The sequence below is a fragment of the Mycetohabitans endofungorum genome (assembly GCF_037477895.1).
In the GTDB taxonomy this organism is placed as follows: Bacteria; Pseudomonadota; Gammaproteobacteria; order Burkholderiales; family Burkholderiaceae; genus Mycetohabitans.
The window spans coordinates 1,425,321-1,450,893 of sequence record NZ_CP132744.1 but is presented as its reverse complement, the minus strand read 5'-3'; the positions used below and the strand labels follow the sequence as shown (position 1 = coordinate 1,450,893).

The 25,573-nt window shown below is 62.7% G+C and carries 24 protein-coding genes and 3 pseudogenes; 19 read left to right on the top strand and 8 right to left on the bottom strand.

Annotation, left to right across the window (positions count from 1 at the left end; translation table 11 throughout):
- Nucleotides 1-19 precede the first annotated feature (19 nt).
- From RA167_RS06265 to RA167_RS06250, 4 genes are all read left to right on the top strand, one after another.
- Nucleotides 20-952 (top strand): PRC-barrel domain-containing protein, encoded by a 933-nt coding sequence (locus tag RA167_RS06265; protein ID WP_338876518.1) that lies wholly within the window; start codon nucleotides 20-22, stop codon nucleotides 950-952.
- A complete protein-coding gene (locus RA167_RS06260; RefSeq protein WP_076784896.1) occupies nucleotides 949-2,199 on the top strand; it encodes an MFS transporter in 1,251 nt (416 codons plus the stop codon). The genes RA167_RS06265 and RA167_RS06260 overlap by 4 nt, the downstream gene beginning before the upstream one ends.
- Before the next feature lie 147 nt (nucleotides 2,200-2,346).
- Nucleotides 2,347-3,453, top strand: coding sequence for an OpgC domain-containing protein (locus tag RA167_RS06255; RefSeq protein ID WP_076784895.1), 1,107 nt, complete (start codon nucleotides 2,347-2,349; stop codon nucleotides 3,451-3,453).
- A 34-nt stretch (nucleotides 3,454-3,487) separates the two neighbouring features.
- Nucleotides 3,488-4,330, top strand: coding sequence for an alpha/beta hydrolase (locus RA167_RS06250; protein ID WP_076787133.1), 843 nt, complete (start codon nucleotides 3,488-3,490; stop codon nucleotides 4,328-4,330).
- A 228-nt stretch (nucleotides 4,331-4,558) separates the two neighbouring features.
- Here RA167_RS06250 and RA167_RS06245 read toward each other — a convergent pair whose 3' ends face one another.
- Entirely contained in the window at nucleotides 4,559-5,473 is a 915-nt protein-coding gene (locus tag RA167_RS06245; RefSeq protein ID WP_076784894.1) for a helix-turn-helix transcriptional regulator, read from the bottom strand.
- Between the two features lie 981 nt (nucleotides 5,474-6,454).
- Here RA167_RS06245 and RA167_RS06240 point away from each other — a divergent pair.
- The 3 genes from RA167_RS06240 (at nucleotide 6,455) to RA167_RS06230 (ending at nucleotide 8,074) form a co-directional block, all read left to right on the top strand.
- Entirely contained in the window at nucleotides 6,455-6,658 is a 204-nt protein-coding gene (locus RA167_RS06240) for a cold-shock protein (RefSeq protein WP_076784893.1), read from the top strand.
- 226 nt (nucleotides 6,659-6,884) lie between these two features.
- Nucleotides 6,885-7,136 carry a hypothetical protein gene (locus tag RA167_RS06235; protein WP_076784892.1) on the top strand — a complete coding sequence of 84 codons (252 nt, stop codon included), beginning with the start codon at nucleotides 6,885-6,887 and terminating at the stop codon, nucleotides 7,134-7,136.
- 527 nt (nucleotides 7,137-7,663) lie between these two features.
- Nucleotides 7,664-8,074, top strand: coding sequence for a hypothetical protein (locus RA167_RS06230; RefSeq protein WP_076784890.1), 411 nt, complete (start codon nucleotides 7,664-7,666; stop codon nucleotides 8,072-8,074).
- 52 nt (nucleotides 8,075-8,126) lie between these two features.
- On the opposite strand, the gene RA167_RS06225 is transcribed toward RA167_RS06230, so the two are convergent.
- Nucleotides 8,127-8,489: a hypothetical protein gene (locus tag RA167_RS06225; RefSeq protein ID WP_139336939.1), complete on the bottom strand. Its 363-nt coding sequence runs from the start codon at nucleotides 8,487-8,489 to the stop codon at nucleotides 8,127-8,129.
- Between the two features lie 86 nt (nucleotides 8,490-8,575).
- Here RA167_RS06225 and RA167_RS06220 point away from each other — a divergent pair, with 86 nt between their 5' ends.
- The 5 genes and pseudogenes from RA167_RS06220 to RA167_RS06200 all read left to right on the top strand — a co-directional run.
- On the top strand, nucleotides 8,576-10,042 hold the full coding sequence (locus RA167_RS06220; RefSeq protein ID WP_083703657.1) for a TolC family protein: 1,467 nt from the start codon (nucleotides 8,576-8,578) through the stop codon (nucleotides 10,040-10,042).
- Between the two features lies 1 nt (nucleotide 10,043).
- Entirely contained in the window at nucleotides 10,044-11,348 is a 1,305-nt protein-coding gene (locus RA167_RS06215; RefSeq protein ID WP_076784887.1) for a multicopper oxidase family protein, read from the top strand.
- Between the two features lie 104 nt (nucleotides 11,349-11,452).
- Nucleotides 11,453-12,394: a class A beta-lactamase gene (gene bla / locus RA167_RS06210; protein ID WP_076784886.1), complete on the top strand. Its 942-nt coding sequence runs from the start codon at nucleotides 11,453-11,455 to the stop codon at nucleotides 12,392-12,394.
- Nucleotides 12,395-12,450: 56 nt separating this feature from the next.
- Nucleotides 12,451-12,948: a helix-turn-helix transcriptional regulator gene (locus RA167_RS06205; protein ID WP_083703778.1), complete on the top strand. Its 498-nt coding sequence runs from the start codon at nucleotides 12,451-12,453 to the stop codon at nucleotides 12,946-12,948.
- Nucleotides 12,881-13,108: pseudogene (locus tag RA167_RS06200) on the top strand (HD domain-containing protein); the annotation flags it as partial. The gene RA167_RS06205 and the pseudogene RA167_RS06200, both read left to right, overlap by 68 nt.
- Nucleotides 13,109-13,136: 28 nt before the next feature.
- Here RA167_RS06200 and RA167_RS06195 read toward each other — a convergent pair.
- The 3 genes from RA167_RS06195 to RA167_RS06185 all read right to left on the bottom strand — a co-directional run bounded on the left by RA167_RS06195 (nucleotide 13,137) and on the right by RA167_RS06185 (nucleotide 14,447).
- Nucleotides 13,137-13,382, bottom strand: coding sequence for a hypothetical protein (locus RA167_RS06195; protein ID WP_076787131.1), 246 nt, complete (start codon nucleotides 13,380-13,382; stop codon nucleotides 13,137-13,139).
- 167 nt (nucleotides 13,383-13,549) lie between these two features.
- The gene (locus RA167_RS06190; RefSeq protein ID WP_076784885.1) at nucleotides 13,550-13,969 is read right to left on the bottom strand and encodes an Hsp20/alpha crystallin family protein; all 420 of its coding nucleotides are present in this window, start codon (nucleotides 13,967-13,969) and stop codon (nucleotides 13,550-13,552) included.
- 37 nt (nucleotides 13,970-14,006) lie between these two features.
- Nucleotides 14,007-14,447, bottom strand: coding sequence for an Hsp20/alpha crystallin family protein (locus tag RA167_RS06185; protein ID WP_076787129.1), 441 nt, complete (start codon nucleotides 14,445-14,447; stop codon nucleotides 14,007-14,009).
- 412 nt (nucleotides 14,448-14,859) lie between these two features.
- Between RA167_RS06185 and RA167_RS06180 the strand changes: the two genes are divergently transcribed.
- From RA167_RS06180 to RA167_RS06165, 3 genes are all read left to right on the top strand, one after another.
- Nucleotides 14,860-17,367, top strand: coding sequence for a penicillin-binding protein 1A (locus RA167_RS06180; RefSeq protein ID WP_083706068.1), 2,508 nt, complete (start codon nucleotides 14,860-14,862; stop codon nucleotides 17,365-17,367).
- 638 nt (nucleotides 17,368-18,005) lie between these two features.
- Nucleotides 18,006-19,100 (top strand): NAD(P)H-dependent flavin oxidoreductase, encoded by a 1,095-nt coding sequence (locus tag RA167_RS06170; RefSeq protein WP_076787127.1) that lies wholly within the window; start codon nucleotides 18,006-18,008, stop codon nucleotides 19,098-19,100.
- A 77-nt stretch (nucleotides 19,101-19,177) separates the two neighbouring features.
- Nucleotides 19,178-19,399, top strand: a complete 222-nt coding sequence (locus tag RA167_RS06165; protein ID WP_076784883.1) for a hypothetical protein — start codon at nucleotides 19,178-19,180, stop codon at nucleotides 19,397-19,399.
- Between the two features lie 69 nt (nucleotides 19,400-19,468).
- Here the strand turns inward: RA167_RS06165 and RA167_RS06160 are convergent, their stop codons facing one another.
- Nucleotides 19,469-19,645: a hypothetical protein gene (locus tag RA167_RS06160; protein WP_237574270.1), complete on the bottom strand. Its 177-nt coding sequence runs from the start codon at nucleotides 19,643-19,645 to the stop codon at nucleotides 19,469-19,471.
- Nucleotides 19,646-20,002: 357 nt separating this feature from the next.
- Between RA167_RS06160 and RA167_RS06155 the strand changes: the two genes are divergently transcribed.
- Nucleotides 20,003-21,172 (top strand): chitinase, encoded by a 1,170-nt coding sequence (locus RA167_RS06155; RefSeq protein WP_286133121.1) that lies wholly within the window; start codon nucleotides 20,003-20,005, stop codon nucleotides 21,170-21,172.
- A gap of 138 nt (nucleotides 21,173-21,310) precedes the next feature.
- On the opposite strand, the pseudogene RA167_RS06150 reads toward RA167_RS06155, so the two are convergent.
- Nucleotides 21,311-21,508, bottom strand: a pseudogene (locus tag RA167_RS06150) (OmpW family protein); the annotation flags it as partial.
- Between the two features lie 88 nt (nucleotides 21,509-21,596).
- Between RA167_RS06150 and dinB the strand changes: the two are divergent.
- The gene (dinB, locus tag RA167_RS06145) at nucleotides 21,597-22,766 is read left to right on the top strand and encodes a DNA polymerase IV (RefSeq protein ID WP_076784881.1); all 1,170 of its coding nucleotides are present in this window, start codon (nucleotides 21,597-21,599) and stop codon (nucleotides 22,764-22,766) included.
- A 266-nt stretch (nucleotides 22,767-23,032) separates the two neighbouring features.
- On the opposite strand, the gene RA167_RS06140 is transcribed toward dinB, so the two are convergent.
- Entirely contained in the window at nucleotides 23,033-23,683 is a 651-nt protein-coding gene (locus tag RA167_RS06140; RefSeq protein WP_076784880.1) for a GntR family transcriptional regulator, read from the bottom strand.
- 216 nt (nucleotides 23,684-23,899) lie between these two features.
- Here RA167_RS06140 and bioB point away from each other — a divergent pair, with 216 nt between their 5' ends.
- Together bioB and RA167_RS06130 are read left to right on the top strand one after the other, a co-directional pair.
- The gene (gene bioB / locus RA167_RS06135) at nucleotides 23,900-24,940 is read left to right on the top strand and encodes a biotin synthase BioB (RefSeq protein ID WP_083705945.1); all 1,041 of its coding nucleotides are present in this window, start codon (nucleotides 23,900-23,902) and stop codon (nucleotides 24,938-24,940) included.
- Nucleotides 24,941-24,957: 17 nt separating this feature from the next.
- Nucleotides 24,958-25,479 (top strand): annotated as a pseudogene (locus tag RA167_RS06130) (aminotransferase class I/II-fold pyridoxal phosphate-dependent enzyme); the annotation flags it as partial.
- Between the last annotated feature and the right edge of the window lie 94 nt (nucleotides 25,480-25,573).

The following is a 25,573-nucleotide window of genomic DNA, read 5'->3' as shown; positions in this document are numbered from 1 at the left end:
GGTTCTACGTTGTCTATGCTTGTTGAGCATGCTGCTGGCGCTCGTCGCTTGTAGCACGTTCGATCAGCAGAGCCCGGCACCGATCGTCGAAGGCATGGCGCAGGCAGTGCCCCTGCCTGAAGCGGTGCCGCCGGAACCGGCTGCGCCGCCGGTGCAACCTGAGCTCGAGCTGCGTGAGGCAAAGACGGATAGTGACCGTGCGGCACCGAAAAAGCCGCACCGATCACCGCAACGCGCTACGGCGACCGTGTTTTCGCCGCCGCCGGTGCAGCCAATGCCGGCGCCGCTGATTGCATCGCGGCTGCTGTATCCGGGCCAGGTCAAGGGCCTGCTCGATACCGAGGTGCAACGGCCGGATGGCAAGGCCATCGGCCATGCCGTGGACTTGGTGGTCGATGCCAACGGGATGCTGCGCGAGATCGTCGTCAACCTGACAGGGTTCATGGGAGTCGGGGATCGCAAGGTCGATTTCCCGGTTGGCGCGCTGCGGGTCAAGCCAGTGGGGCCGCGTGTGGCCGGGGCGTTGGAATGGGTGCCATCGCGCACGCCGCCGATCGATCCGGCCAAGCCGTCGCAAGCCGGCAGCCTGACATCGGGCGCTGTGCCGCTAATGGATACCACCGTGCAGCGCACCAACGGTTCGAAGGTGGGGCGCGTCGTTGACGTGCTGATCGATGCGGGGCTGCGGCCGCAGGCTGCGGTGCTCGAGCTGGGTAACCTGATTAGCGCAGACCGGCGGCGGATCGCCGCCGATTGGACAGCGCTGCGCTTCGTGGCTCGGGACAAGGCCATTCAACTGCTGTTGGACCTATCGGATCAGCAGCTTGATGCTTCGCCGTCCTATATGGCCGACCAGCCGATCCGTGCGGTATCGCCTGCGCCTATCGCCGCGCGCGGCACGCCGGCCGTAGCACGACAGCCGACGGCCCCGGCAGGGCGGGCATCCCGATGAGCAAGACTGTCATGCCGAATGCACGGAGCCTGCGTGCGCTGGATGGCCTGAACTTCTTCCTTGCAAACGTCCAGACGGGGTTCGGCCCGTTCATCGCCTCGTACCTGGCCACGCACAAATGGACCCAAGGAGAAATCGGCATCGCGCTGTCGGTCGGTACGATCACGGCAATGGTCAGCCAAGTGCCGGCCGGTGCGTTGATCGACGCGACGCAGAACAAGCGTGCCGCGGCGATGGCTGCGATCGTTGCGATTGCGATCTGTGCACTGCTGCTGGCTGGCAGCCCGACCACGATCCCCGTGCTCGCTGCGGAGGTGTTCCACGGCTTTGCCAGTTGCATGTTGACGCCGGCCCTCGCGGCGTTGTCGCTTGCGCTGGTCGGCCGCCACGCGTTGGGCGACCGGCTGGGCCGAAATGCGCGGTTTGCCTCGATCGGCAGCGCGGTGGCCGCCGGGTTAATGGGATTGTGCGGCGAATATGTATCAGTGCGCTCGGTGTTCTGGTTGACGGCTGCATTGACGCTGCCAGCCATTATTGCGTTATACATGATCGATCCCCTTCATCTGGGTCCGGCGCGCGCCGCGCGTGAACTGCCACAGCGGCCTGTGCCGGCGCCGCCGCGCGAGAGCATTGGCGAGCTGTTGCGGGATCGGCGCATGTTGACGTTTGCCGCATGCATCGTGTTGTTTCACTTATCCAATGCGGCCATGTTGAATCTGGCGGCCGGCGAAGTCACCGCGCATATGGGCGACAACGTGCAACTGGTGATTGCCGCTTGCATCATCGTGCCGCAGTTCATCGTGGCATGGCTCTCGCCGTGGGTCGGGCGCTCGGCGCAGCGATGGGGACGCCGGCCGATTCTGTTACTGGGCTTTGCCGCGTTACCGGTGCGGGCGCTGCTGTTTGCTGGCGTTACCACACCGAGCCTGCTGGTGCCGGTGCAAATCTTCGACGGGCTGAGCGCCGCGGTATTCGGCGTGATGCTGCCGTTGATCGCAGCCGATGTGGCCGGCGACAAGGGGCGCTATAACCTGTGCATTGGCGTATTCGGCCTGGCCGCCGGCATCGGCGCGACGCTGAGCACCGCGCTCGCCGGACTGGTCGCGGACCATTTTGGCAACGGCGTAAGCTTCATCGGCTTGGCGGCGGCCGGCGCGCTGGCCGTGCTGATAGTGTGGCTGGCGATGCCCGAAACGCGCGAGGCCGACGTCACGGACGCTGACACGACGCCCGCTGCTCGCGCGTGACGTGTGAAGGCATGGCGTGTGAAGACGCGAAACTCAATGGCATAATACGGTTTGTACCCATTGCGCAGCGCTTCGTCTTGGGTGACGGGCGGTGCGCGGTGGGTTCCCGGCCCGCCTTGCCTGTTTATCCATCCCCTCTTTGTACTGATGCAGCCATCGACTGCTCGTTTGGCCGAGCTCGACTTTTTTCGTGGCCTCGTATTACTGATCATCGTCGTCGATCACATCGGCGGCAGCATGTTGTCACGTGTGACGTTGCACACCTATGCGCTGTGCGATGCTGCCGAGGTATTCGTGTTCCTGGGCGGCTACGCTACCGCCATCGCGTGGACCACGCTCGCCGCGCGTCGTGATGAGGCCGCCGCGCGTCGACGTTTCATCCGCCGTGCGTGGGAAATCTACCGTGCTTTTCTCGTTACCGCTGGTTTGATGTTGCTCGTCAGCGCGATTCTGCGCGCGTTCAGCATCGACGCGCCCAATATGGCGTCGGCTGACCTGGACGGGTTGATTGACTCGCCTGCAGTGGTGCTGCGCGACATCTTATTGTTCCGGCGGCAGCCCTATCTGGCGTCTGTGTTGCCGATGTATGCGTTCTTTGCGCTGGCGGTACCGGTGATTATCCCGCTTGCACGCGGCTGGCCCTGGTTGCTGGCGGTGTGCTCGTTCGCGCTGTGGTGCCTGGCCGGTGACGCATACTGGCTGCTGCCGGCTGCACCGGGGAACCGGTGGGATTTCAATCCGTTCGCCTGGCAAGCGATGTTCACGCTCGGCGCGCTGGCGCGCTGCCAGCCGATCTACGCTGGCCTGCGTCGTTCGCGCGCAGGCTGGATCATTAGCGTCGTCGCGCTGCTCACGGTGCTCATCTGCGCGTACTGTAAATTGTCCATCAATGGGGCGTCGGACAGTGTCATGAAGCGCGACTTGCAGTGGCCTCGCGTGGTCAATTTTATCGCGCTCGCCTGGCTGGTGGCGAACATGGTGCAATATGGCTGGATGCGTCGGCTGGCCGGATCGGTGCCGTGGATCGGCGCCGTTGGCCGCAAGGGCTTGTTATGCTTCGTGGCGGGTACGGTGATTTCGCTCGGTGTCGATTCGGTACTCTATTGGTGGACCGACGGGTTGCTCGATGTGCCGCTCGGGTTCGTCGCCGACGCGGTGGCGATCGCCTCGTTGCTGCTCGTGGCTGGCTGTGCGGATCCGCTCACGCGGTGGTTCGGTGCAGCCGCTGCACGCCGCACGGCCGGCGCTGCTTGAGCGCGCGCGTATCATAGGGAGGAGGGCAGGCTCGATGCGCATCTTGCTGGAGTGGCTGACAGCGGTGCTCGGTTTGATGGCTGGGGCGCCTGCGATCGCCAGCACCGTGCTGATTCGCTCGTTTCATTCGGAAACCCTGAACCGGGACTGGTCGTACACAATCTACCTGCCGACCGGCTATGATCACGACGGCCCACGATTACCGGTTGTCTATCTGCTGCACGGAAACAATGACAATGCGAACGACTGGATCTCACAAGGGCGCGTGCAGGCTACCGTCGACGCGCTGATCGAGCGCAAAGATATCGCACCGATCGTCATTGTGATGCCGCAGGGTGGTACGCAATGGTACGTGGACCGGAAGGAGGCGATCGAAACCGCGTTCTTCTCCGAGCTGATGCCGGAAATTGACGCGCGTTTCAGGGTTTCCCAGCAGCGTGACGAGCGGGTAATCGGCGGTGTATCGATGGGGGGATTCGGCGCGCTGCGCTATGCAATGACCCGGCCGGACTTGTTCGGCTCGGCGATCCTGCTCAGTCCCGCCATCTACGCGAACGAACCGCCGCCGAGTTCGGCGGCGCGCTGGGTCGGGGTATTCGGCGCGGCGCAATTCGACCCGCAGGTCTGGCGCGCGTTGAACTATCCAGCGCAGTGGCGTGCTTACCTGCGGCAACCGTTGCGTGTGTCCATGTTCGTCGCGTCCGGCGACGACGATCTTGCGATCCAGGCCGAGGTGTGCAAACTGTACGCGAACTTACGTGCGTGCGGCAATCCAGCAGCGCTGCGCATCGTCGACGGCGGCCATACATGGGCCGTATGGCGCAACCTGCTCGGAGACGCTTTGCGCTATGCACTGGCCCGGCCACGAAGCCGTTAGTAGCGTGTCGTGCGCGTCATGTCTGACTGGTGCCTACGCGTTGCGGTTCAGCGCACGCGCCAGCCATTCCAATTGTTGCTTGATCGCTAGCACCGCCAAGCGGACAAGCGAGCGCACAAGCAATGTTGCCTGGCACAGAGTGGGATTGCTGCTTCAGTGCTCGTCCGTGAGCCGTTACGGCAACGATGACTTGGCGTTCGTCATGCGAGTCACGATGATCCGTGCCGGTCACAGGTATGCGCGCGCGACGTTGATCAACTGCACCCGGTTGCGCACGTTGAACAATGTACGCAATCGTCGCATGTGATAGTCGACGTTGTGTGGCGACAGGCCAAGGAAATAGGCAATTTCCTTGTCGCGACGACCTTGCACGACGGCTTGCAGGATCGATTGCTGCAACTCGGACAGCGCGATCCCTTCACGTTGTGGTGCCGGCGCCAGGCCAATCGCGCCTTGCGCGTGCGTCCAAATGAACTCATGAATGGCATGCGCAAACATCAATGTCTGGGCAACGAGCGTATCGCTGAGCCAGCGGATGTCATCCATCGATGAATTGAAACACAGGCAGGCCGTCGTATCGACGCGCGGCAGCGGGAAGCGGATCACCAGTCCGCTACGCCGCTTGTCTTCCTCCAGTAGCTCGATCAGTTGTCTGATGCGTTGGCTGCGCGATGGTGCGCGAGGCAAATTCACGCGCAGTTGCGCGGCGCTCCACGGCGACGGCAGGCCAGTGGACGATGCGCAATGGATCCTCGGGTCAAAATCGAAATAGCGCTCGCGGAAGTAGCGTGACAACCAACTGCGCGACTCGTAGTCCGTCAGCACGAACATTGACTTGTGATCGCTGCTTTTGCGCGGCACGATATAGCTGAATGAGTCGAACCCCAATTGCGCAAGCTTGCCCCGCATGAATTCCACACGATCTTGCACACTGGTATAGCGCAGCAGGGGGCTGGTCGTAAGAGGCTGGCGGGGATCAGCCTTCGGGGCGCCGATGTCTTGCTCTGTAAACAGCGTAAGGAAGCCGCCGGGTGGCAGCGCTACATGAGCCGTCGCAGCCACTGCGCCGTCAGACGGGTTTGGCTGTTCGCCGGATGCTGGCCGGGTAAGCCAGTACGGCAGCGTTTCGCATTCTTGCTCCATGGAACGGTGGCTCCAGCGTCGGTCGTGATGATGGGACTGCAACATCTAACGATCTTTTTTCGATTTATACGGGTGCAGCAAGCGAATCACACACGCTTGGCGGCACGCGCCGACGCGGGGAGCAGCGTTCGGCGGGCGGGCCTGAGCGTCGTCAAACTTCGGGTAGCGAGCAACGCGCTGCGACCGTATAGTGAACCAACATGGCGAAGTTTGCAGGTACCGGTCTGCGGTCCGTCATGGCGGTGCGCCCGGCGGCGCATCTATCCTTGTAGCGCCGTACCAGGCTTGGTGTCGTCAACCGCGTCTGCCCGGCTGGCGCCATCGGAGTCGGCGTGCGTGGCGCCGGAAACACAACTTATGAGTATTCCAGAAGTGTCGTGAACCGGTACATACGAGGTTTCGTAGTGGCGCGGCATCGGAAGGGCCACCGCGTTCGAGCCGCTCTCGTGACGAAAGATTTGCGACTGAGGCCGTCAGGCTGCGGTGGCGGACAGCGCGGGGCTCGCACGGTAGCGCAGTGTAGGCGCAACGGCATAAGCACTGGCAAGGCGGAACGCGTCAGTTCGTTGACCGCTGGGCGCATATTGCGTCAGACGCGAGACACGGCGCTGCACCGTGCACGAGCAGGGTGGGCACGATCAATGCTTAATTTTTTTGTAGCCTGTCGGTTGAGTCATATAGATTACGCAAAAAGAAACCATCTTGTTCAGCAATAGAGGCGTCCGTTTGCTGGCGTCCGTCGACGCGCCAGGCGAACACTATCAGAATTTTTATTGCTTTAAGCATGACCACGCGCGAAAACGTTTGACTGTATGCATCATCTCGCGTATCTTTGCTGACTGAAGTTTTCAAGATGTCCGATTGCTGTTCATCATCTGTCCGCGACCCACGCGGTACGCTCGTTGTCCTCTCCCTCTTGATCGCTTCCGTACTGCCGCACTAAGCGGGAAACATTTATTTTTTCTTTTGAGGGATTCGTCCATGGATACCGGTATCGTTAAGTGGTTCAACGACAGCAAGGGTTTTGGTTTCATCACGCCGGACGCGGGTGGTGAAGACCTGTTCGCGCATTTCTCCGAAATTACCGGAGAGGGATTTAAGACGCTGGTGGAGAACCAGCGCGTCAGCTATCAGGTCAAGCGTGGCCCGAAGGGTCTGCAGGCCGCGAACATCAAGCCGCTGTAAGCTTCATACGTGTAAGCTCAATACGTCCGGATATGTCCGGACGACAGGCTGCCTCGCGTCCGCGGGGCAGTAGTATTGCCCGCCAGTCTTCCGCGCCGTGCCGTCTTTTCGACCGCGCGGCCGTCGGTCCAGCGCTTCGCGCTCCCCTCTGAATGCGCTCGTCCACCCTGGGTGTTGCCCATTCGTGGCCACTGGCCGGCTGTGTCACATCATAAAGATAAAGACAATGCACAATCAAACTATTCGGATGTACCGCGGTTATGCGGTGCAGCCTTCCGCGCATCGATTACCCGATGGCTGTTTTTCTTCTAACGTCACGCTGGAACGGGCAAATTCGCCCATGTCCTCGCCATTGACGGCGGCGAAGACCGCAGCAACGTTATATTGTTTTTACTCGCTCGATTATTTTAGTTCTGAACAAGAGGCGGTTCACTATTCGAATCGCTGGGCCCAGCATTGGATCGATATGCGCGGTTGAGCACCGTTGCCCACGGTTGCCCCGAATACTGCGTATCGGCTGATCGAGGAGTGGCGGGTTTCAGGCGTCCAGCAGGGCCATGATGCGATCGGTTTCCCGGTCCGATTCGAAAGGCCCCTATGCCATGTTGCCGCAGCAGCGCCCGGACGGCATAAAACATTAGAAAACGGTTCATATCGACTTCGTGACGGCGGCCGACGAACAACTTGTCCAACACAACGCTGCGCCGTTTGGCAGATACTACTCGACGATGACTGATCCATTGTGGCGAATCCATTTCAGCAAGTCGTTCCTGCTCATCTCGACTCCTGGCGAGGCCATGCCCGACCCCGGTGCCGACCATCGGGCAGGCGCAACGGATCATGACGGCGGTGAGGTGGCGGTGCGATACAGCATGCACCGACGCGGTGCTGTCTGTGGCGAAGGCACAAAGCCGCAACCCCGTGGTCGCCGCTTAGCAGGTGTTGGTTCATGCTAAACTGCCGCGTATGTCCGTCTGGCGCAGAGCTTCTATCGTCTTACTGCTGATGCTGGGTTTGCTGATCCGGCTCGCGGTGGCATCCGTGAATTGCGATCTGTCGCAGTTCACGCCGCCGGTCACGCATGCACATTCCGCACATGTCAAGACCGCCGTATGCGACATCGATCCGCATGCGGTGTTGGACACCCGGGCGGTATCCTCGGACGCTTCATACGTGGCCGCGTCCGCGGGCGCGCGTGCCGGCCAGCGAGGCCATGGCGACCACGTATCACATCATGGCGCGGGCCAGTGCAGTGGTGGCGCAAACTGCTGCGTCGGCGCGCCGCTGCCGTGTGTCGGCACGATTGCCGACATTCGTGTATTTGTCAACCTCCGTTTGTTGCCTCAGCCATCCGTTGGCGCAATCCGCTTCCTGACTGGCGGTATTGAGCGACCTCCGAGCGCGTATCCCGTCTAAGTTCATTGTCCACTCGCCAGTGCTGGCGAAGCGGTGACTTGTCGGCCGGCCGTCACGCTGGCCCTTGGACCTGTTCGAGATCATCATGCGCAAGCTGTTCGCAGCGCTCGCGTGCGCCGTGGCTCATGTGCCGCAGCTCGTCCACGCCGAGCCTGCCTTTCCCGGGCCGGCCGACGCCAGTGCGTCGGTTCCGGCTGTCACTGTGCCACCGGCCTTTGCCGGATATCATCAGTACAACGATAGCGACGCCGTCGAGTGGATTCGGTTGAATCGTGCGCTCGCGCCGGGCCGCGGCGAGTTGGCCGGGCCGAGCCGTTCCACCCCGCAGGGGCGGGCCGCGGCGCATGACCACGCCGACCACGTTGACCGTGCCGGCCACGACGGCCAGACTACCCACACCGGCCGTATCAGCCATGCTGGCTACACAGATTCTGTGGGTCGTGCTAATCATACAGATCGCACGGATCACACAAATCACACCGGTCATCAGGAGCATACGCAATGAGGTCCCGGCGCGCTCGATGCAGAGCCGTATTGACTGTGGCGCTGGCCACGACGATGCTGGCGGGCTGCGCGGTACCGCCAGCCGATGGAGGCTTTGGCGCGATCGCTGACGCCGCGTCCAAGCGGCTTGGCAAGCAAGCTGTCTGGGTGCGTACCGACGAAGATCGGCAAGCGGCGGCGCAACGTACCCGCGAGCTACTTTTACGGCCGCTGTCGATCGATGATGCCGTCCAGGTGGCGTTGCTCAATCATCCCGGCTTGCAGGCCACCTATGCCGATCTGGGCATTGCACAGGCGGACTTGGCGCAGGCCAGTCGCCTGCCAAACCCCGGATTTCGCTTTAGCCGGACGCATTCGAACAACGACTTGAGCATCGAGCGTACATTCTCGCTCGGCCTGTTCAGCGCGCTGACGATGCCGGCGGTGATACGTATCGAGGGGGCGCGCGTGGAGCAAACCAATTTAGCTCTCGCCGACGCGATGCTGGCCGTCGCAGCCGACACGCGCCGGGCCTACATCGAGGCAGTGGCGGCACGGCAAGCACTGCAATATGCGCAACAGGTGGTGGACTCGGCGCAAGCAGGGGCAGAGTTGGCGCGCAGACTGCACAAGGCAGGCAATTGGAGCAAGCTGGATTATGCGCGGCAGCAGGCATTCTATGCGCAAGCGGCCGCGATGCTAGCCAAGGCGCAGCTACAAGTGTCAACCGAGCGCGAGAAGCTGACCCGCGTAATGGGACTGTGGGGCGAGGCGATCGACTACGCGTTACCCGACCGCCTGCCGGCGCTGCCCGCTGAGCGCGTGGCGCTTGTCGACTTGGAACCGTGGGCGATCGATCAGCGTCTGGACGTGCAGGCTGCACGACTGCAGGCGCGCCGCGTCGCCGCGTCGCTTGGCCTGACGCGCGCCACGAAGATGGTCAATGCCTTGGATCTCGGCTACATGGACAACAACGAGACGGACAAAGGTCACGAGCATGGCTACGAGATCAGTGTCGAGGTGCCGCTATTCGATTGGGGCGGCGCAAAGGTAGCACGTGCCGAGGCGACGTACAGGCAGGCGGTTGAGCGGCTCGCACAGGTGGCGCTGCAGGCACGCTCGCAGGTTCGGCAATCTTATGCCGCGTACGTCACGAGCTATGACGTCGCACGGCACTATCGCGACGAGGTACTTCCTGTGCGCAAGGCGATTTCCAACGAGATGTTGCTGCGCTACAACGGCATGCTCGCCAGCGTGTTCGATCTGCTGGCTGATGCCCGCGACCAGGCTGACGCGGTGAGCGCATCTATCGACGCACTGAAAGACTTTTGGCTCGCCGAAACGGAGCTGGAGCGTGCGCTCGGCGGCCGTCTGCCGACGGCGGTAGCGCAGCACGCCGGGGCGGTGGCGGCGGCAAGCGTTCCTGTAGCAAGTCAACCAACGACACACGAGCCGGCTGCTGCTCACCCGCGGGAGGGGCACTGAGATGGTCACGCGCCGACAATTCTTGAACGGCTCCGGCGCCGCATTGCTGGGCGCGGCGCTGGTTAGCAAAGCCGGCGCGGCGGCTTTGCCGGAGGCACCATCCAGTGCCAGTGTTGCGACCCAGCCGCCGTTGGCTCCGCGCGATGGCCGGCCGTACAAACCGGTCGTCACGCTCAACGGCTGGTCGCTGCCTTGGCGCATGCGCAATGGCTGGAAGGAATTCCATCTGGTAGCTGAGCCGGTGGTGCGCGAGATCGCACCGGGGATGCAAGCGCACCTGTGGGGCTATAACGGACAGGCGCCGGGCCCGACGATCGAAGCGGTTGAAGGCGACAAGGTGCGCATCTTCGTGACGAACCGCTTGCCCGAGCGCACCACCGTGCATTGGCATGGGATGCCGCTGCCGTGCGGGATGGATGGCGTGGGCGGTCTGACACAGCCGCATATCCCGCCCGGCAAAACGTTTGTCTACGAGTTCCAGCTCGAGCGGCACGGCACCTTCATGTATCACCCGCATGCCGACGAAATGGTGCAAATGGCGATGGGCATGATGGGCCTGTTTATTGTCCACCCGAAAGCGCGTGGCGTGATGCCAGTCGATCGGGATTTCGTATTCTTGATGTCCGCGTATGACATCGATCCTGGCAGCTTCACGCCGCGGGTGAACGAGATGACGGATTTCAACGTCTGGAGTTGGAATGCACGGGTGTTTCCTGGTATCGACCCGCTGCCGGTGCGCCGCGGCGATCGTGTGCGGATTCGCTTTGGCAACCTGACGATGACCAATCATCCTATCCATCTGCACGGGTACGCCTTCGAGGTGACGGGAACCGATGGGGGCTGGATCGCGCCGGCAGCGCGATGGCCGGAAGTGACCGTGGATGTCGGCGTTGGCCAGATGCGGGTGATCGAGTTTGAGGCATCGCGCCCGGGAGATTGGGCGTTCCATTGTCACAAGTCGCACCATACGATGAATGCGATGGGCCACCAGGTGCCGAACATGATCGGCGTGCCGCAACAGGACTTGGTCAAGCGTATCAACAAGCTGGTGCCCGACTATATGGCAATGGGCAGCACCGGCGGATCGATGGGTGAGATGCAGATGCCATTGCCAAATAACACGCTGCCGATGATGACCGGGCAGGGACCGTTCGGTGCGCTCGAAATGGGCGGGATGTTCACCATCGTGAAGGTCCGCGAGGGCCTGGGCCGCGACGACTACCGGGATCCGGGCTGGTACCGGCACCCCAGGGGAACGGTCGCGTACGAATACGCGCAGGACTCGGCCGCCGCGCGCGTAAAGTAATTACCATTGCTTGCCTACACAAGGAAAAAAACCGATAGTTCTCTTTCTCGGTCAATACAATTAGACAACAGCATTTTCTGCATCAACTAACAAAAGGAAAGCTAATGCGTTACTGTCGCTCCCGTCGCGCGCTGCTGCGTGCCTGTGCAATGCTCCCATGGATGCCGACGCTGGCAGCGTGCGCGGCGCAAGAACCGAGCGCCTCAGCGCCGGGGCCATCTAGGTTGCGAGGGCCGGCCACATTGCAAAGACCAGCCGCGTTGCAACTCGAAGCGCTTGCGGTACTGGAGGCGCGCATGGGCGGGCGCCTCGGGGTTTGCGCGATCGACACGGGTAGCGGTGCGCGGCTCGTGCACCGTGCAGAGGAGCGTTTTCCGTTCTGCAGTACGTTCAAGGCGGTGCTTGCGGCAGCCGTACTGGCCCGCAGCGGTGATACGCCCGACTGGTTGTCGCAGCGCGTTCGGTATGGCTCGGCTGATGTGGTCAGTTATTCGCCGATCAGCGGGCAACATGTCGGCGCCGGAATGCGCATTGACGAAATGTGCGCGGCAACGCTGCAGTACAGTGATAATACGGCAGCGAATCAGTTGATGAAGGTGCTTGGCGGAATTGATGCGGTAACAGCATTTGCCCGTTCAGTGGGCGATGCTACCTTCCGGCTGGATCGCTGGGAGCCGGAGTTGAACACAGCGATACCAGGGGACGTGCGCGACACGTCGACGCCGGCGGCGATGGCAGACACGCTGCGCGCGGTGATGCTGGGCAATGTGTTGCGTCCGTGGCAGCAGCAGCGATTGCAGCAATGGATGCTGGGCAATCGCACAGGCGACAAGCGAATCCGTGCCGGCGTGGCCGCGCAGTGGCGCGTTGCCGACAAGACGGGTACCGGGGAGTACGGCACTACCAACGACATCGGGGTCCTTTGGCCGCCCGAGCGGGCGCCGATTGTGCTGTCCATCTATTTCACCCAGCCGCAGCAGGATGCGCCGGCGCGCGACGAGGCGATCGAGCAAGCCACGCGTATCGTGGTTGACGCGCTGAGTTGAAGGCGTCCCCCGGCGAGTCGCCATTCGGATCGCTCGTGAACGAGACTTTGTCGGATATGCCATCAGGCGCCCAATTGGGCAGCCAGCTCAGGCGTTGGCGGGCGCTGCATCGCATTAAGCAGGCGCATGCTGCCGAGCTGTTCGGTGTCAGCCAGTCGACGATTTCTCGCTGGGAGGCGGGCTTACAACCCATGGAGTTGGCCGAGCGGCGGCGCGTGGCGCATACATTGTCGGCGCGGCTCGATTCGGCGGCTGATCATGCGCTTGCGCGACTGGTCCGCGGCAACCCGTTGCCGGTACACTTGATTTGCGATTTGACGCACCAGTTGTTGGCGTGCTCCGCGGCACGTGCTGCCCAGTTCTCCGTGCCTGTCAGCGAACTGCTCGGGCGTGCCTTGTGGCGTTACTCGACGTCGCAGATCGCACACCAGGAGGCGCAACTAGACACACTGGGCTGGCGCGATGCGGTGGCGCCACCGTCACTGGCTGTGCGACGAATACGAGCGCGCGCAGTCGGCGGAGGCGTTGGCGGTGAAGGCGCTGGACAAGCTTGAGACGATCCTGCAGCATAACCAGGGACGCAATCCGCCTGATTTCGACTATCAGTTCAATCTGGCGTATGGACGCCGGTACACGAGCACCCATCCACTCTTCGCCGAGATACGGCAAGTGCTTGATAGCGAGACGCTCGCACGGATCGCGCAACAGCGGTGAACCATTGTTGTGCCCCGCGTCTGCTGCGCTAGAGCGTGTGTTCCGCGCCGGCGTGCTGTTGCGGCGGTGTGTGGGTGGCCTTCAGCCGGCTCGCTGCGGCTAGCAGCGACTGGCCGGTTGGCGTCAGCATCGGGCGGCGATGGCCTTCGGTGAGCTCTTCCAACTCGATGAGTTGCCGCTCGAGCAGCGTGTCCAGTTCAGCGCGGTTCATGTCGATCTGCTCCGGTGCGTTGCGGATCAGCATCAACGTGGCGAATTCGTGTGGGCTCAGCATCTTCGTCTCCAAATCGTTCATGAGGCTGCGATCCTATCGCCTAGGATCACAAGATAAAGCGGCGAGATGACAGGCCGATAGCAGCGGCCGCCCAGCGCCCCGGCGAGATTACGCATCGGGGCGCGGGCTGTCGAGCGGACGCCGGTCCGCGCGATGACTGACGGCGTTCAGCCGATGCTGACGTCGATCCGGCGGGGCTTGGCCTCGTCGCGGCGTGGGATGGCCAGCTTCAGCACGCCGTCGCGCAACTGCGCGTCGATACGTGACGCATCCAGATCCGCACCCAGCGCGAACGTGCGGGCGAAATGCGGATCGCGCAATTCGGCGTGCTGGACCCGCAAGCCGGTGGGCGTCGGCACGACGGCCTCGGCTTCAAGTGACAGTGTGCTGTCCTGCACGCTCACGCTCAGCTTGTCGCGTGGCACGCCGGGCAGGTCGACCAGTAGCGTGACGCCGTTGCGATCCTCGAAAATATCCACGGCCGGCGCCACTGTCGTGCGGCGTGGTTGCGACGCCGTTGCGCTTTGTGCGGCGACGCTGGCGTTCTGTTGGGTGGGACGTTCGACCAGTTCGGTGGTGTTGCTCATGGTGTGCTCCTGGTTTGCGTCAATGCGGGTCAATAGGTCATTGCACTGTGATCGATCGCGGCTTAGATGCCTCGAGCTTGCCGATGGTCACGCTCAAGCAGCCGTTCACATAGCGCGCTTGGACCTTGTCTGGATCGGCCTGGTGCGGCAATTCGATGATGCGGCGGAATGTGCCGCTGAAACGCTCTTGCAGATAGGTCCGCGTGTCGTCGGGACGCTCCGTTTGCACGCGTTTGCGCTCGCCGCTGAGGATCAACAAGCCGTTGTCGATCGACACATCGATCTGCGCCGGATCGAGTCCGGGGGCAAATGCGACAATCTCGATCGACTCGTCCGTGCTGCCGATGTTGACCGCCGGGAATGCCCCGACGCGCGACGCGCGCAGGCTAGTCGGCATGTTGGCGAACAGGTTCGCGACCTGCCGTTGTAGACGATCGATGTCGTTGAAGACGTCTGTGCTAAAAAACAAATCACTCATGGTTTGCTCCTTCGATCCTTCGTCGAAGGGCCGAACCGGGCTACGCGCTCCAGTCCGCCCGTCAACACTGGATCCGTCGACAAACAAATCGAAACACGCAGTGCGTAATACGCGACTGCCCAAGTGATTCATAACATAGTTCTGCCACACGAAATTTCAAGAGGAGGCGCTCGACGCAGGTGCAGGTCGGCGGTGGATCAGCGGCAAGTTGGCGGTAAGCAAATTGGCGGTAAGTCAGTGGTCAATCGGCGGGACCGGTGACAAGGCGTGCCCCTGGTACATGCAGCATCCGAGCCGACGTGCGATTGCCGCCTATTTTGGTACGATTCAGTCTTTCATCGAACGGTAGCCGACTGTGAGACGCACGGACATTGCCCCGCTGCGCGCGGGTTGCGCCGCCCTGCTGGCCCGCATGGGGCCGCTCGCTACGAGATTCTGGCGGCGTGCGCGGCATCCGGGCCGGCGCGACCTGGCCTGGGTGGCCGCGGTGGTGCCGGCTTACGTGCTGATCCTGGTGCCGTTCACGCCCGGCATCGGCGATATCCGCAAGGCAAAGGTCGAGCAACCGGCGCAGGTGTTGTCCGCGGACGGCAAGTTACTGGCTCAGTTCAAGCCGTCCAATCGTGAATGGGTCGCTTTGTCCGACATCTCGCCGCACGTACTCGATGCGTTGGTTGCGACGGAGGACCATCGGTTCTATCAGCATCATGGCTTGGATTGGCGACGCACGGCAGCGGCGGCCGCACAGACGTTTTCCGGCGACCGGCAAGGCGGCTCGACCCTCACGCAGCAGCTGGCCCGCAACCTGTACCCAGATGAAATCGGGCGGGCGCCCACGCTCACGCGCAAAATCAAGGAGGCGATTACCGCCTTGAAGATCGAGGCCGTGTACACAAAAGCCGAGATCTTGGAAACCTATCTGAACACCGTCCCGTTCCTATACAACGCGTATGGGATCGAGATGGCGGCCCGCACCTATTTCGACAAGCCAGCCAGTGAATTGGATGTGTTGCAAAGTGCGACGCTGGTCGGCATGCTCAAGGGCAACAGCTACTACAACCCGGTCATCAACCCGGAGCGCGCGTTGCAGCGGCGTAACACGGTGCTCGCGCAGATGGCCAAGTACGGCAAGTTGGCGCCGCAGGCGTACGAATCGCTTGCGCGCCGGCCGTTGCGGCTGGATTTTGAGCGGCAGGTCGAGCCGCCTGGCCCCGCCCCCCATTTTGCGCAGCAATTACGCAAATGGCTGATCGCGTGGGCGGATCGCCACGACTACAATATCTACTCCGACGGCTTGGTCGTGCGCACAACCATCGATTCGCGGCTGCAGGCGATAGCCATGCAATCCGTCGTGCTGCACGGCAATCAATTACAAGCCATTGCCAACGCTGCTTGGTCGACCGCTTCGGCGTGCGTGGGCAGTCACGATTTCGTACAGACTTTCGTGCGCGACACACCGGATTACCGGGCGGCGCTCGACGCGGGGTTGACGAGCCCGCAGGCGCTGAAGCGGCTGCGGGCCGATCGCGGTTTCATGCAGGCGCTGTGTGACGAGAAAACACGTGTACAGGCGGACTTTGTCGCACTCGATCCGCGCGATGGCGCAATCAAAGCATGGGTGGGCAGCCGCGATTTCAACAAGGATCCATTCGACCACGTGCAACAGGCGCGGCGGCAACCCGGCTCAACGTTTAAGCCGTTCGTCTATGCCGCCGCGTTCGAGCAGGGCGCCCGTGCCGACGATACGATTGTCGACCAGCCAGTGTCGATTGCGCTGGAGGGAGGCGAAATCTGGCGTCCCGCCGACGACGTCCCGCCCAGTGGACAGCCCATGACGCTGCGCGACGCGCTGGCGTACTCGCGCAATCGTATCACCGCTCAATTGATGCAATCGGTCGGGCCCGCGAAGGTGGCCAAGCTTGCCCAGGCGATGGGCGTGCGAGACAGCATGCTGAACCCTGTGCCGTCGCTGGCACTCGGCACGAGTCCCGTCACGCTCAAGGAAATGGTGTCCGCATACAGTACCATCGCCGATGGCGGTCGCTATGTGCGGCCGATGATGGTCACTCGTATCGAGGACCGGGATGGCAACGTGCTGGCGCAATTCGCGCCGGATGCAGGCAAGCAGGTGCTGCCTGCCGACGTTGCATGGACGTTGCTCGATGTGATGCGGGGCGTGATCGATCAGGGTACCGGTACCGCGATCCGCACCCGCTTCGGCATTCGCGCGGACGTAGCCGGCAAGACGGGCACGACGCAAGACAACGCGGATGGCTGGTTCATCTTGATGCACCCGCAGTTGGTCGCCGGCGCGTGGGTTGGCTTCAATGACAGCCGTGTAACGCTGCGCAGCGATGACTGGGGACAGGGCGCGCACAGTGCGCTGCCGATCGTTGGCGATTTTTATCGACGTGCGCTGCGCGCGCGGCTGATCGATCCGCGCCTGCGGTTCGCGAGCGAGCCGCCGCCCGGTATCTTGCAGCGCACGCTCGCGCAGATTCGTGCCTGGCTCGCGCAAGTGTTTCCTGCGACGCACCAGGCCGAGCCCCCAGCGCCGCCGCGCCGGGCGCCGCGACGGATAGAGCCGTCAGCGGGTGAGATTGTCGTGCCGACGCCGGCGAGTGGCGTCGCCGTGGACGGTGCGAACATGGGGCTGCCGGCGGGCGCGCCGGTATCATCGGCGGTATCCGTCGCGTCGGCCTCGTCGGCCGTGTCGGCCAGCGTGCCGCCGACATCGACGCCGGGTTCGACATCCGAGGTACCCGTCGCGACTGCTGCGTCGCCGGCGGCGGCCTCTGGGGCGCCGGGTGCAGCGGCGTCGGTCGGCTCTGGCGGCGCAGCCGGCAGGCCGGCCACGTCGCCCGGCCCGTCGTCGCCGGAACCGGCTGCTTCGCGCGGCGTACCCCCCGTTCGGCAATGAGGTACCGTGGGCGCCGACGCCAAGCCCTGATGCAATGGATTCGGATGCCGTCGGCCCACGCGCCGGCGAGTAAAGCGCCTGCGCCGCCGAGCATCGACGTGCCGATGTCGGGCAGGGAGCATCGAACGGCGAGCGCCGGCGCATTGCGATAAAAAGCGCAGGCATCAACCAGAAGAACATAAACATCCAGACGCTATAGTCCGCGGCGTCGCCGGCGAGCCGCACGCCGATGGCGTCAATCACGGTGTAGACAGCGATCATTGCGAAGCCACTCGTGTAGCGGGTCATCGATGTCTCGGCTCGATCATATCGAAGCACGGATTCTCGATACAGGAGGATGTCTGTAAGTATGCCGATGGCGTTGACTACGTCGCTGCGTGCCAACGCGGTATGCGATCGGTAACTTGATGGAAATGCAATGAGGTGCCATTTACGATCTTCTCGGGCGCGGCGTGGTCGCCGCCCGATTTCACCTTAGTCGATACGACGGATCTGTTTTGGCGAGGGTTGCATCTTGCATTTTCATTGGGTCGCCGGCGGCTGAGGCCGTATGCTACGAACATGCCCTTCCGGCGTCCGTGCTGCCGGACGCACCGATCTGGCCAGGTATTGGCACGATCCGCCACCAGGAGACCACCATGAACCCTTTGCCTTCTTCACCAAACACCGGCGATGCTCGAAGCCGTGCGGCCGCGTTCTGTAGCCAATTTGGACTGTCGGCGCCGATCCTGCTGGCGCCAATGGCCGGCGCGTGCCCGCCGGCATTGTCGATTGCCGTGGCCAATGCAGGCGGCATGGGTGCCATGGGGGCACTGCTGACGCCACCGGAAGGTATTGTGCAATGGGCCGACGCGTTTCGCCGCGGCAGCACCGGGCGCTTCCAATTGAATCTATGGATTCCCGATCCGCCGCCTGAACGCGACCGGCACAACGAGCAGCGCGTGCGCGCATTCCTGGCGCAGTGGGGGCCTGGCGTGCCCGAGTCAGCAGGCGAGGCGGTGCCATTGGATTTCGCCGCGCAATGCGACGCGCTGATCGAGGCGCGGCCGGATGTCGTCACCTCGATTATGGGGGTATTTCCGCCCGCGTACGTGAAGCGCTTGAAGGACCACGGCATTGCCTGGTTCGCGACGGTCACGACGCTGGACGAAGCCCGCGAGGCACAGGCAGCGGGAGCCGATGCGATCATTGCGCAAGGCTTCGAGGCGGGTGGTCACCGTGGCGCGTTCGATGCGGCCCGGGCGGAACGGCAGGCCGTTGGCCTGTTTGCGCTGTTGCCTCGCCTGGCTGACCATATTCGCGTACCGTTGATCGCCGCCGGCGGTATCGGCGATGGCCGCACGTTGGCGGCCGCGCTGATTCTCGGCGCGAGCGCGGTGCAAATCGGTACTGCCTTCCTGCGTTGCCCGGAGGCGGCGCTGAACTCCGCATGGGCGGACGCGCTGGACGGATTGGAGCCGGAGGACACCGTACCGACGCGCGTGTTTACCGGCCGCCTCGGCCGTTCGGTGGCGACCGATTACGTGCTTGCAGCGGCGGCGCCGGATGCTCCGCATCCGGCACCGTATCCGGTACAGCGCGCGCTTACCGCATCGATGAAAAAGGCCGGCGCAGTGGCGCGCGACTATCACCGAATGCAGGTGTGGGCGGGGCAGGCTGCTGCAATGGCGCGAGCGGTCCCCGCGGCCGACGTGGTGCGCGGCGTGTGGGCTGGCGCACAGCGCTATTTATAAAAATATAAAAAGCGCGCTCGTTTGGTAAGGCGCTGCACGGTCCGAACCTGCTGACGCAGTCGGACTATACGCGCTATGTGAACTTTGGCGTCGTGCGTGATATTGGCGGGATGCTGTTCGGCAACCTGCTGTTCAGGTTGCGCTTGACGCCTGTTGCATCGAGCCTGCGCTTCTTGAGCGCGCAGCCGGTTCAAGCGGCGCTTGTTGCGGTCGTGGGAGCGGCCGTCTTCTATCAGAACGGCCGCGCATTTCTCCGGGAGCGCCAGGCACACCTTCCGCTCCTGAAGATATGCCATTAAGTATGGCGTCCGCACCAGCGCCTAATCCATAACCGGTTACTGGGCTAGCTGCTGTCCAGAATCCAATACTCATAGCAGACATGCCACCCCAACGTCCGAACCTACCTCGCCCACGACGTCCAACTCGGACGACGACGTGGTGTCGAGCACGTGTTCCAATTGACTGCTGGGGAGCGGGAAGTCCCGGTAGACCGCTTCAGTTGCAGGTGACGGCGCGACAGCGCGGGCGTCAGAGGTCTGCCGCATGACTGTTCGTTCTCGTGCCTTCGCCAGGTGCGATGCCGACTCGCGCCTGCGATGCATCAATGCCCACTTTCGCTCATGATCTGGCAACGTTCGTGGACGGCGCGACGCAACGGTCTGCTTCGGCCCGCCGCAGTGGCGCAATAACGTGTCGACTCCCGAACCTGATCTTCAGCTTTGTTCTAAACGCCACGAGAATCAATTCGTACGTTGTTCATAGCGACTATCACGAACAGACAGATCTGTATTGTCGAGTGTTAATAGCGATGCAGCCAGCGTGCCTGTGGTGATCACCGTTCTTTTCATCGATCAGGAGAAACAATGAAAAAGCACCTGTTGAAAGCGATAGCCCTGTCAGCCATGAGCGTTGGTCTCTGCGGGCAGGCGTTCGGCGAAGGCGTGTATGCGCCTTATGTCGACATGACGGCATGGCCCACGCCCTCGCTGGACGAGATCGGCGTGCAGCAAGGGATCCAGCAGTTCACGATGGCGTTCGTGTTGTCCGGCGGCAACCAATGCGTGCCGTCGTGGGGCGGCGTGCAGCCGATTGGACGCGGCCAGACGTCAGATTTGCTGACTTCCATCGCTAAGTCAATCAACAATTATCGAGCCAAGGGCGGTGAGGTGTCGATTTCGTTCGGCGGCCAAGCTGGCATGCCGTTGATGCAGGCATGTAGCAGCGCATCAGCATTGGTCGCGGCATATCAGACGGTGATCGATACGTATTCGTTGACGCATATCGATTTCGATATCGAAGGCGCGGCGCAAACGGACAGCGCGGCGCTGACGCGCAATTTCCGGGCGGTACGGCAACTGCAGCACACGATGCACACCAACGGCAAGACACTGCATGTGACGTTGACACTCCCGGTGATGCCATCGGGGCTTACCGCCGATGGCTTGCGCGTACTCAACGCAGCGCTGGACAATGGTGTGACGCTGGACACGGTCAACATCATGGCAATGGATTATGGCAATGGCACAACTGACATGGGCGCGGCGGCGAAGCGGGCTGCCACGTCGGTCTACGCGCAGTTAGATGCGGCGTACAAGGCGGCGGGCAGCCCGAAGACCGACGCCCAATTGTGGCAAATGATCGGCGTGACGCCGATGATCGGCAAGAACGACGTGCAAGGCGAGACGTTCTCGCTGGCAGACGCAAAGGCGCTGCTCGACAAGGCTCGCTCGGAGGGTATCGGACTGCTCAGCAACTGGTCGATCGGCCGGGATAAGGCTTGCGCGAGTAATGGCGGTGGCGCATCACCCAGTTGTTCCGGCGTCTCGCAGCCACCGTATGCATTCACGCAGGTGTTCCGGCAATTGAAGGGGCACTGGGGCACTGGCGTGACGCAGGATCCGTCATATGGTGGTGGCTCAAATGGTGGTAAACCGGCGCCAAGTGCGCAATGGTCCAGCTCGCAGATCTATACAACCGGCATGACCGTCAAGTACCACGGCGTGACGTATCGCGCAAAGTGGTGGACGCAAGGCGACGTGCCGGGTCAGTCGGAGGTGTGGGCGAAGGTCTGAGCATGCCGCTGTTGCGGCCCGCGCAACCGAGCCATCGTATACGCTCGATCTCGGTGCGCACAGCAGGAGACGGCGACGGGCCGGCGCGCAACGTAACCACGGAGGATTGGGATGCAATCAATGCGCGCCTCACGCCATTGCCAGCGTGGTGCCGTCCGCCGCTTTAATCGTCGTGCTCGCATAGGTTGTCAGCGGCATGTACGACACCGACACGGTCAATGACCAGTGCGCGTAGTTCAACCCGAGGCTGAAGATCAGTGTGAGCGACGACGATGCATTCACGCTGACCGAAGCGGGTCCCGGCTTGCCGGCACCGACGGCCAGTGCGCTGCCTAGGAAGCGTATACGCTCCCGTTGTATAACTGTATAAATATACAGGTATACTATCGCCGTTTAGCATCGCACAGCTGCCGTTCCAATTACCATGGTTCCGACGCGCCGGATCGCCCATCTCGACATGGATGCCTTTTACGCATCCGTCGAGTTGTTGCGCTATCCCGAGCTGCGCGGTAAGGCGGTGGTGATCGGTGGTGGCCGGAAGGCGGCGCCGCAGACGCTGCCGGACGGCACGCGCCGGTTTGCCCGCTTGCGCGATTACGCTGGACGTGGTGTGGTCACCACGTCCACGTATGAGGCGCGCGCGCTCGGCGTGTTTTCCGCAATGGGCATGATGAAGGCCGCGCAGCTCGCGCCCGACGCCATCTTGCTGCCCACTGACTTCGACTTGTATCGCCATTATTCACGGCTGTTCAAGGCCGCAGTGGCGACTTTCACTGACCAAATCCAGGATCGCGGGATCGATGAGATCTACATTGATTTGACCGCGTTGCCCGGCGACACGCGAGCGCTGGCGATGCGCATCAAGCAGGCGGTGTGCGACGCGACCGGTCTCACGTGCTCGATCTGCGTTGCGCCGAACAAGCTGCTCGCAAAGATCGGCTCGGAGTTGGACAAGCCGGACGGCATGACAATTCTGTCCATCGCGGACCTGCCGACGCGGATCTGGCCACTGCCGGTGCGCAAGATCAACGGTATCGGCCCGAAGGCGGGCGAGAAACTTGTTTCGCTGGGCATCGCCACGGTCGGCGATTTAGCGAAGGCCGATCCCGGACTGCTGCAAGCGCATTTCGGCCACAGTTATGCCGCCTGGCTGGCCGACGTCGCCCACGGCATCGATGAGCGGCCGGTGCAAGTCACGTCGGAGCCGAAATCGATGAGCCGCGAAACCACGTTCGAGCGTGATATGCACGTGCGCCACGACCGCGCCGCGCTCTCGGCGATCTTCACGGACCTGTGCGTGCGCGTGACGCAAGACTTGACGCGCAAGGGCTATGTCGGACGCACGGTCGGGCTGAAGCTGCGCTATGCGGATTTCTGCACCGTTACGCGCGATGTCAGCTTACCGGAGCCCACCGCGGATGCGGCCGTGATTCGGCGCGCCGCCACCGAATGTCTGAAGCGCGTGCCACTGGACAAGCGGCTTAGGCTGCTCGGTGTGCGGGTCAGTGCGCTGCGACCGGCGCACGCGCAGCGCTTGGCGCGCGCGCCGGTGCAACACGAACTGCCATTTGCCGAAGCGGGGACCCAGAAGTGAACTACCCCCGTGCTCCGTTTGTGGCGGACAGGCAGGCCGCACCGCGCTGCAAAGCGCGAACCGGCGCGCTATTATGCGGCGCACGAGGCTCGCGCGTATCCTGGTCAGTGCATGCCTGCTATACGGTCGGTCAGCGCGTTCAACTCGTAGATGAGCCGCGACAGTGCTAGTTTCAGTGCCAAGTTGATCTCGCTGAGCTCCCATTGCGCGACGCAAGCCGTCGGTGATCAACAGTCATGGTCGGTGGCGCGACGGATATCACCGCGCTAACTGACCGGAAATCCGACGCGCTCCATGGTGCTGATGTGGCGTGACAGTAATTGAGCGGCGCGCTCGAGATCATGGCCTTTCAACGCGTCGATGATCAGTTGATGATCGTGGTTCGAGCGCGATTGCCAGCCGCGCGCCCGGCCGACGGCGAGTACGAAGCGCGAACTGGTCAATTGCAGCACGTCCAGTGTCGCCAGCAGGCGGGGCATCGCGCAATGGCGCACCAGCGCATGGTGGAACGCACGGTTGGCTGCATCCCACGACGCAAGCGAATTGGCGGCGTCGCACGCGGCGTGGGCACTTTCAAGCGCCTCGAAATGTTCGGCGCGCAAGTGTGGCATGGCGTGGCGCAGCGCAAGCGGCTCGAGCACCGCCCGCATGTCAACGGCTTCCTTGATGGCGGCACGATCCAATGCGGTGACGCGCACGCCGCGTCTGTGCAGAATCGTTACCAGTCCGATTGCCTGCAGCCGTTGAAACGCTTCGCGCACAGGTACATGGCTCGCCCCAAATTCCTTGGCGATGTGGTCCTGTCGAAGCGCGGTACCGCCGGCTAACTCCCCGCTGACAATACGCTCGCGCAACCGGTCGACAATATGCTCGACCAAGCTCGGCGTGCGGGTATCGCTTAGGCGCCCAATGTCCATTTCATAGATTATCTATTTTCATGAGTAGGTAAACTGACGCCAATTTCGTTATAACATCCAGGACGCAATCGGCGTGAGCTTGGGAAGTCGGTAGATTATCTATTAAATAAGCTGAGTGGTCGAGACCACTGCGGCCGTGGCGCGCCAGCGGCGCGTGTCACATCTACCCGTAGCCGCCGGGTCGTTTGGATCCCATCCGCATAGGAGTATCTGCATATGTCGATTAGGCCAACAGAATCGTCGGCTCATTCCTCCAGTTTGTCCGGCGACGACGCAGCGCCAATCCGGCACGACTGGACGCGCGAGCAAATTACGGCGTTGTTCGATTTGCCATTCGATGACCTGCTATATCGCGCGCATACCGTGCAGCGACGTTATCATGCCGGCCGCGGCCTGCAAATTTCGCAATTGTTGTCCATCAAGACGGGTGGATGCCCGGAGGACTGCGGCTACTGTAGTCAATCGGTCCACGCCGAGACCGACCTGAAAGCGACCGCATTGATGAGCGTGGACGCGGTGTTGCAGGCCGCTGCGCAGGCCAAGGCCGCCGGCGTGCAGCGCTTTTGCATGGGGGCCGCATGGCGCAGCCCGCGCGAGCGCGACCTGGAGCGGGTCTGCGCAATGGTGGAGGGCGTGAAGGCGCTGGGGCTGGAAACCTGCGTGACGCTCGGCATGCTGACCGACGCACAAGCGCAGCGCCTAGCCGACTCCGGCCTGGACTACTACAACCACAACATTGACACGAGTCCCGAATACTATCCATCCGTGATCACCACGCGTACGTTGCAGGAGCGGTTTGACACACTTGAGCACGTGCGCAACGCGGGCCTGAAGGTTTGCTGCGGCGGCATTGTCGGCATGGGGGAGTCGCGCGAGGATCGAGTCGGCATGTTGCAGACATTGGCCAATTTGCCAGCACACCCGGAGTCGGTGCCGGTCAATTCCCTAATGCGGATCGAAGGCACGCGGCTCGCGCACGAGCGCGACGTCGACGGGTTGGAGTTCGTGCGCACGATCGCGGTGGCCCGCATCGTGATGCCGGCGTCCGTGATACGGCTCTCGGCCGGGCGTGAGCACATGAGCGACGAGCTTCAGGCGCTGTGTCTGTTTGCTGGCGCCGGCTCAGTGTTCATCGGCGAGAAACTGTTGACCACGCCCAATCCGGCTCCCCATCAGGACCGCGAGCTGATCGACCGGCTTGGCGCGACGAGCCAGGAATCGGCCCCGATCCAATGGATCGCCAAATCACGGCAATGATCTCCAGAAACACTCGCATGAAGCTGCTCGAATCGCTTGGGCGCGGCTTGTCGGCGCTCGATGCAAACCACTTGCGCTGGCATCGGCGCATTGCCGACAGTGCGTGCAGCGCGCGGATGAGCGTGGACGGGCGACGCATCGTGGGTTTTGCGAGTAACGACTACCTGGGACTTGCTGCGCATCCAGCGTTGATCTAGGTGTTGGGCGACGGCGCACGACGCTATGGTGCCGGCAGCGGGGGGCTCACCTGCTGGGTGGTTATTCGCGCGCGCATGCGCAAGCCGAGCAGGACCTGGCCGCGTTCTGTGGCGGCTTTGTCGACGATGCCCGTGCATTGTATTTTTGCACCGGCTACATGGCGAACCTGGCCGTGCTGACCGCGCTGGCCGGTCGCGATGCGGCGATCTTCTCCGATGCGCTGAACCAACCATGCTTCGCTGATCGACGGCACGCGGCTATCCCGCGCGTGCGTGCAGATCTATCCGCATTGTGATACCGAGACCCTGGATGCGATGGTAGGCGCGAGTGACGCGGCGACGTTGGACGACGCGGGTCTGTGGGTGCCGGCCATCCGGCCGCCGACGGTTCCGCCTGGCACGTCCCGGTTGCGGATCTCGTTGTCGGCTGCGCACA

Bases quoted from the DNA above. Each gene is read 5' to 3' on its own strand.
- RA167_RS06245 (WP_076784894.1), bottom strand. From the start codon at position 5,473: ATGGAGCAAGAATGCGAAACGCTGCCGTACTGGCTTACCCGGCCAGCA.
- RA167_RS06225 (WP_139336939.1), bottom strand. From the start codon at position 8,489: ATGGCTGATACGGCCGGTGTGGGTAGTCTGGCCGTCGTGGCCGGCACG.
- RA167_RS06190 (WP_076784885.1), bottom strand. From the start codon at position 13,969: ATGAGCAACACCACCGAACTGGTCGAACGTCCCACCCAACAGAACGCC.
- bla (WP_076784886.1), top strand. From the start codon at position 11,453: ATGCGTTACTGTCGCTCCCGTCGCGCGCTGCTGCGTGCCTGTGCAATG.
- dinB (WP_076784881.1), top strand. From the start codon at position 21,597: ATGGTTCCGACGCGCCGGATCGCCCATCTCGACATGGATGCCTTTTAC.
- RA167_RS06260 (WP_076784896.1), top strand. From the start codon at position 949: ATGAGCAAGACTGTCATGCCGAATGCACGGAGCCTGCGTGCGCTGGAT.
- RA167_RS06185 (WP_076787129.1), bottom strand. From the start codon at position 14,447: ATGAGTGATTTGTTTTTTAGCACAGACGTCTTCAACGACATCGATCGT.
- bioB (WP_083705945.1), top strand. From the start codon at position 23,900: ATGTCGATTAGGCCAACAGAATCGTCGGCTCATTCCTCCAGTTTGTCC.
- RA167_RS06230 (WP_076784890.1), top strand. From the start codon at position 7,664: ATGCTGGGTTTGCTGATCCGGCTCGCGGTGGCATCCGTGAATTGCGAT.
- RA167_RS06180 (WP_083706068.1), top strand. From the start codon at position 14,860: ATGGGGCCGCTCGCTACGAGATTCTGGCGGCGTGCGCGGCATCCGGGC.
- RA167_RS06250 (WP_076787133.1), top strand. From the start codon at position 3,488: ATGCGCATCTTGCTGGAGTGGCTGACAGCGGTGCTCGGTTTGATGGCT.
- RA167_RS06255 (WP_076784895.1), top strand. From the start codon at position 2,347: ATGCAGCCATCGACTGCTCGTTTGGCCGAGCTCGACTTTTTTCGTGGC.
- RA167_RS06235 (WP_076784892.1), top strand. From the start codon at position 6,885: ATGCACAATCAAACTATTCGGATGTACCGCGGTTATGCGGTGCAGCCT.
- RA167_RS06215 (WP_076784887.1), top strand. From the start codon at position 10,044: ATGGTCACGCGCCGACAATTCTTGAACGGCTCCGGCGCCGCATTGCTG.
- RA167_RS06140 (WP_076784880.1), bottom strand. From the start codon at position 23,683: ATGGACATTGGGCGCCTAAGCGATACCCGCACGCCGAGCTTGGTCGAG.
- RA167_RS06160 (WP_237574270.1), bottom strand. From the start codon at position 19,645: ATGCGGCAGACCTCTGACGCCCGCGCTGTCGCGCCGTCACCTGCAACT.
- RA167_RS06220 (WP_083703657.1), top strand. From the start codon at position 8,576: ATGAGGTCCCGGCGCGCTCGATGCAGAGCCGTATTGACTGTGGCGCTG.
- RA167_RS06195 (WP_076787131.1), bottom strand. From the start codon at position 13,382: ATGCTGAGCCCACACGAATTCGCCACGTTGATGCTGATCCGCAACGCA.
- RA167_RS06155 (WP_286133121.1), top strand. From the start codon at position 20,003: ATGAGCGTTGGTCTCTGCGGGCAGGCGTTCGGCGAAGGCGTGTATGCG.
- RA167_RS06170 (WP_076787127.1), top strand. From the start codon at position 18,006: ATGAACCCTTTGCCTTCTTCACCAAACACCGGCGATGCTCGAAGCCGT.
- RA167_RS06240 (WP_076784893.1), top strand. From the start codon at position 6,455: ATGGATACCGGTATCGTTAAGTGGTTCAACGACAGCAAGGGTTTTGGT.
- RA167_RS06205 (WP_083703778.1), top strand. From the start codon at position 12,451: ATGCCATCAGGCGCCCAATTGGGCAGCCAGCTCAGGCGTTGGCGGGCG.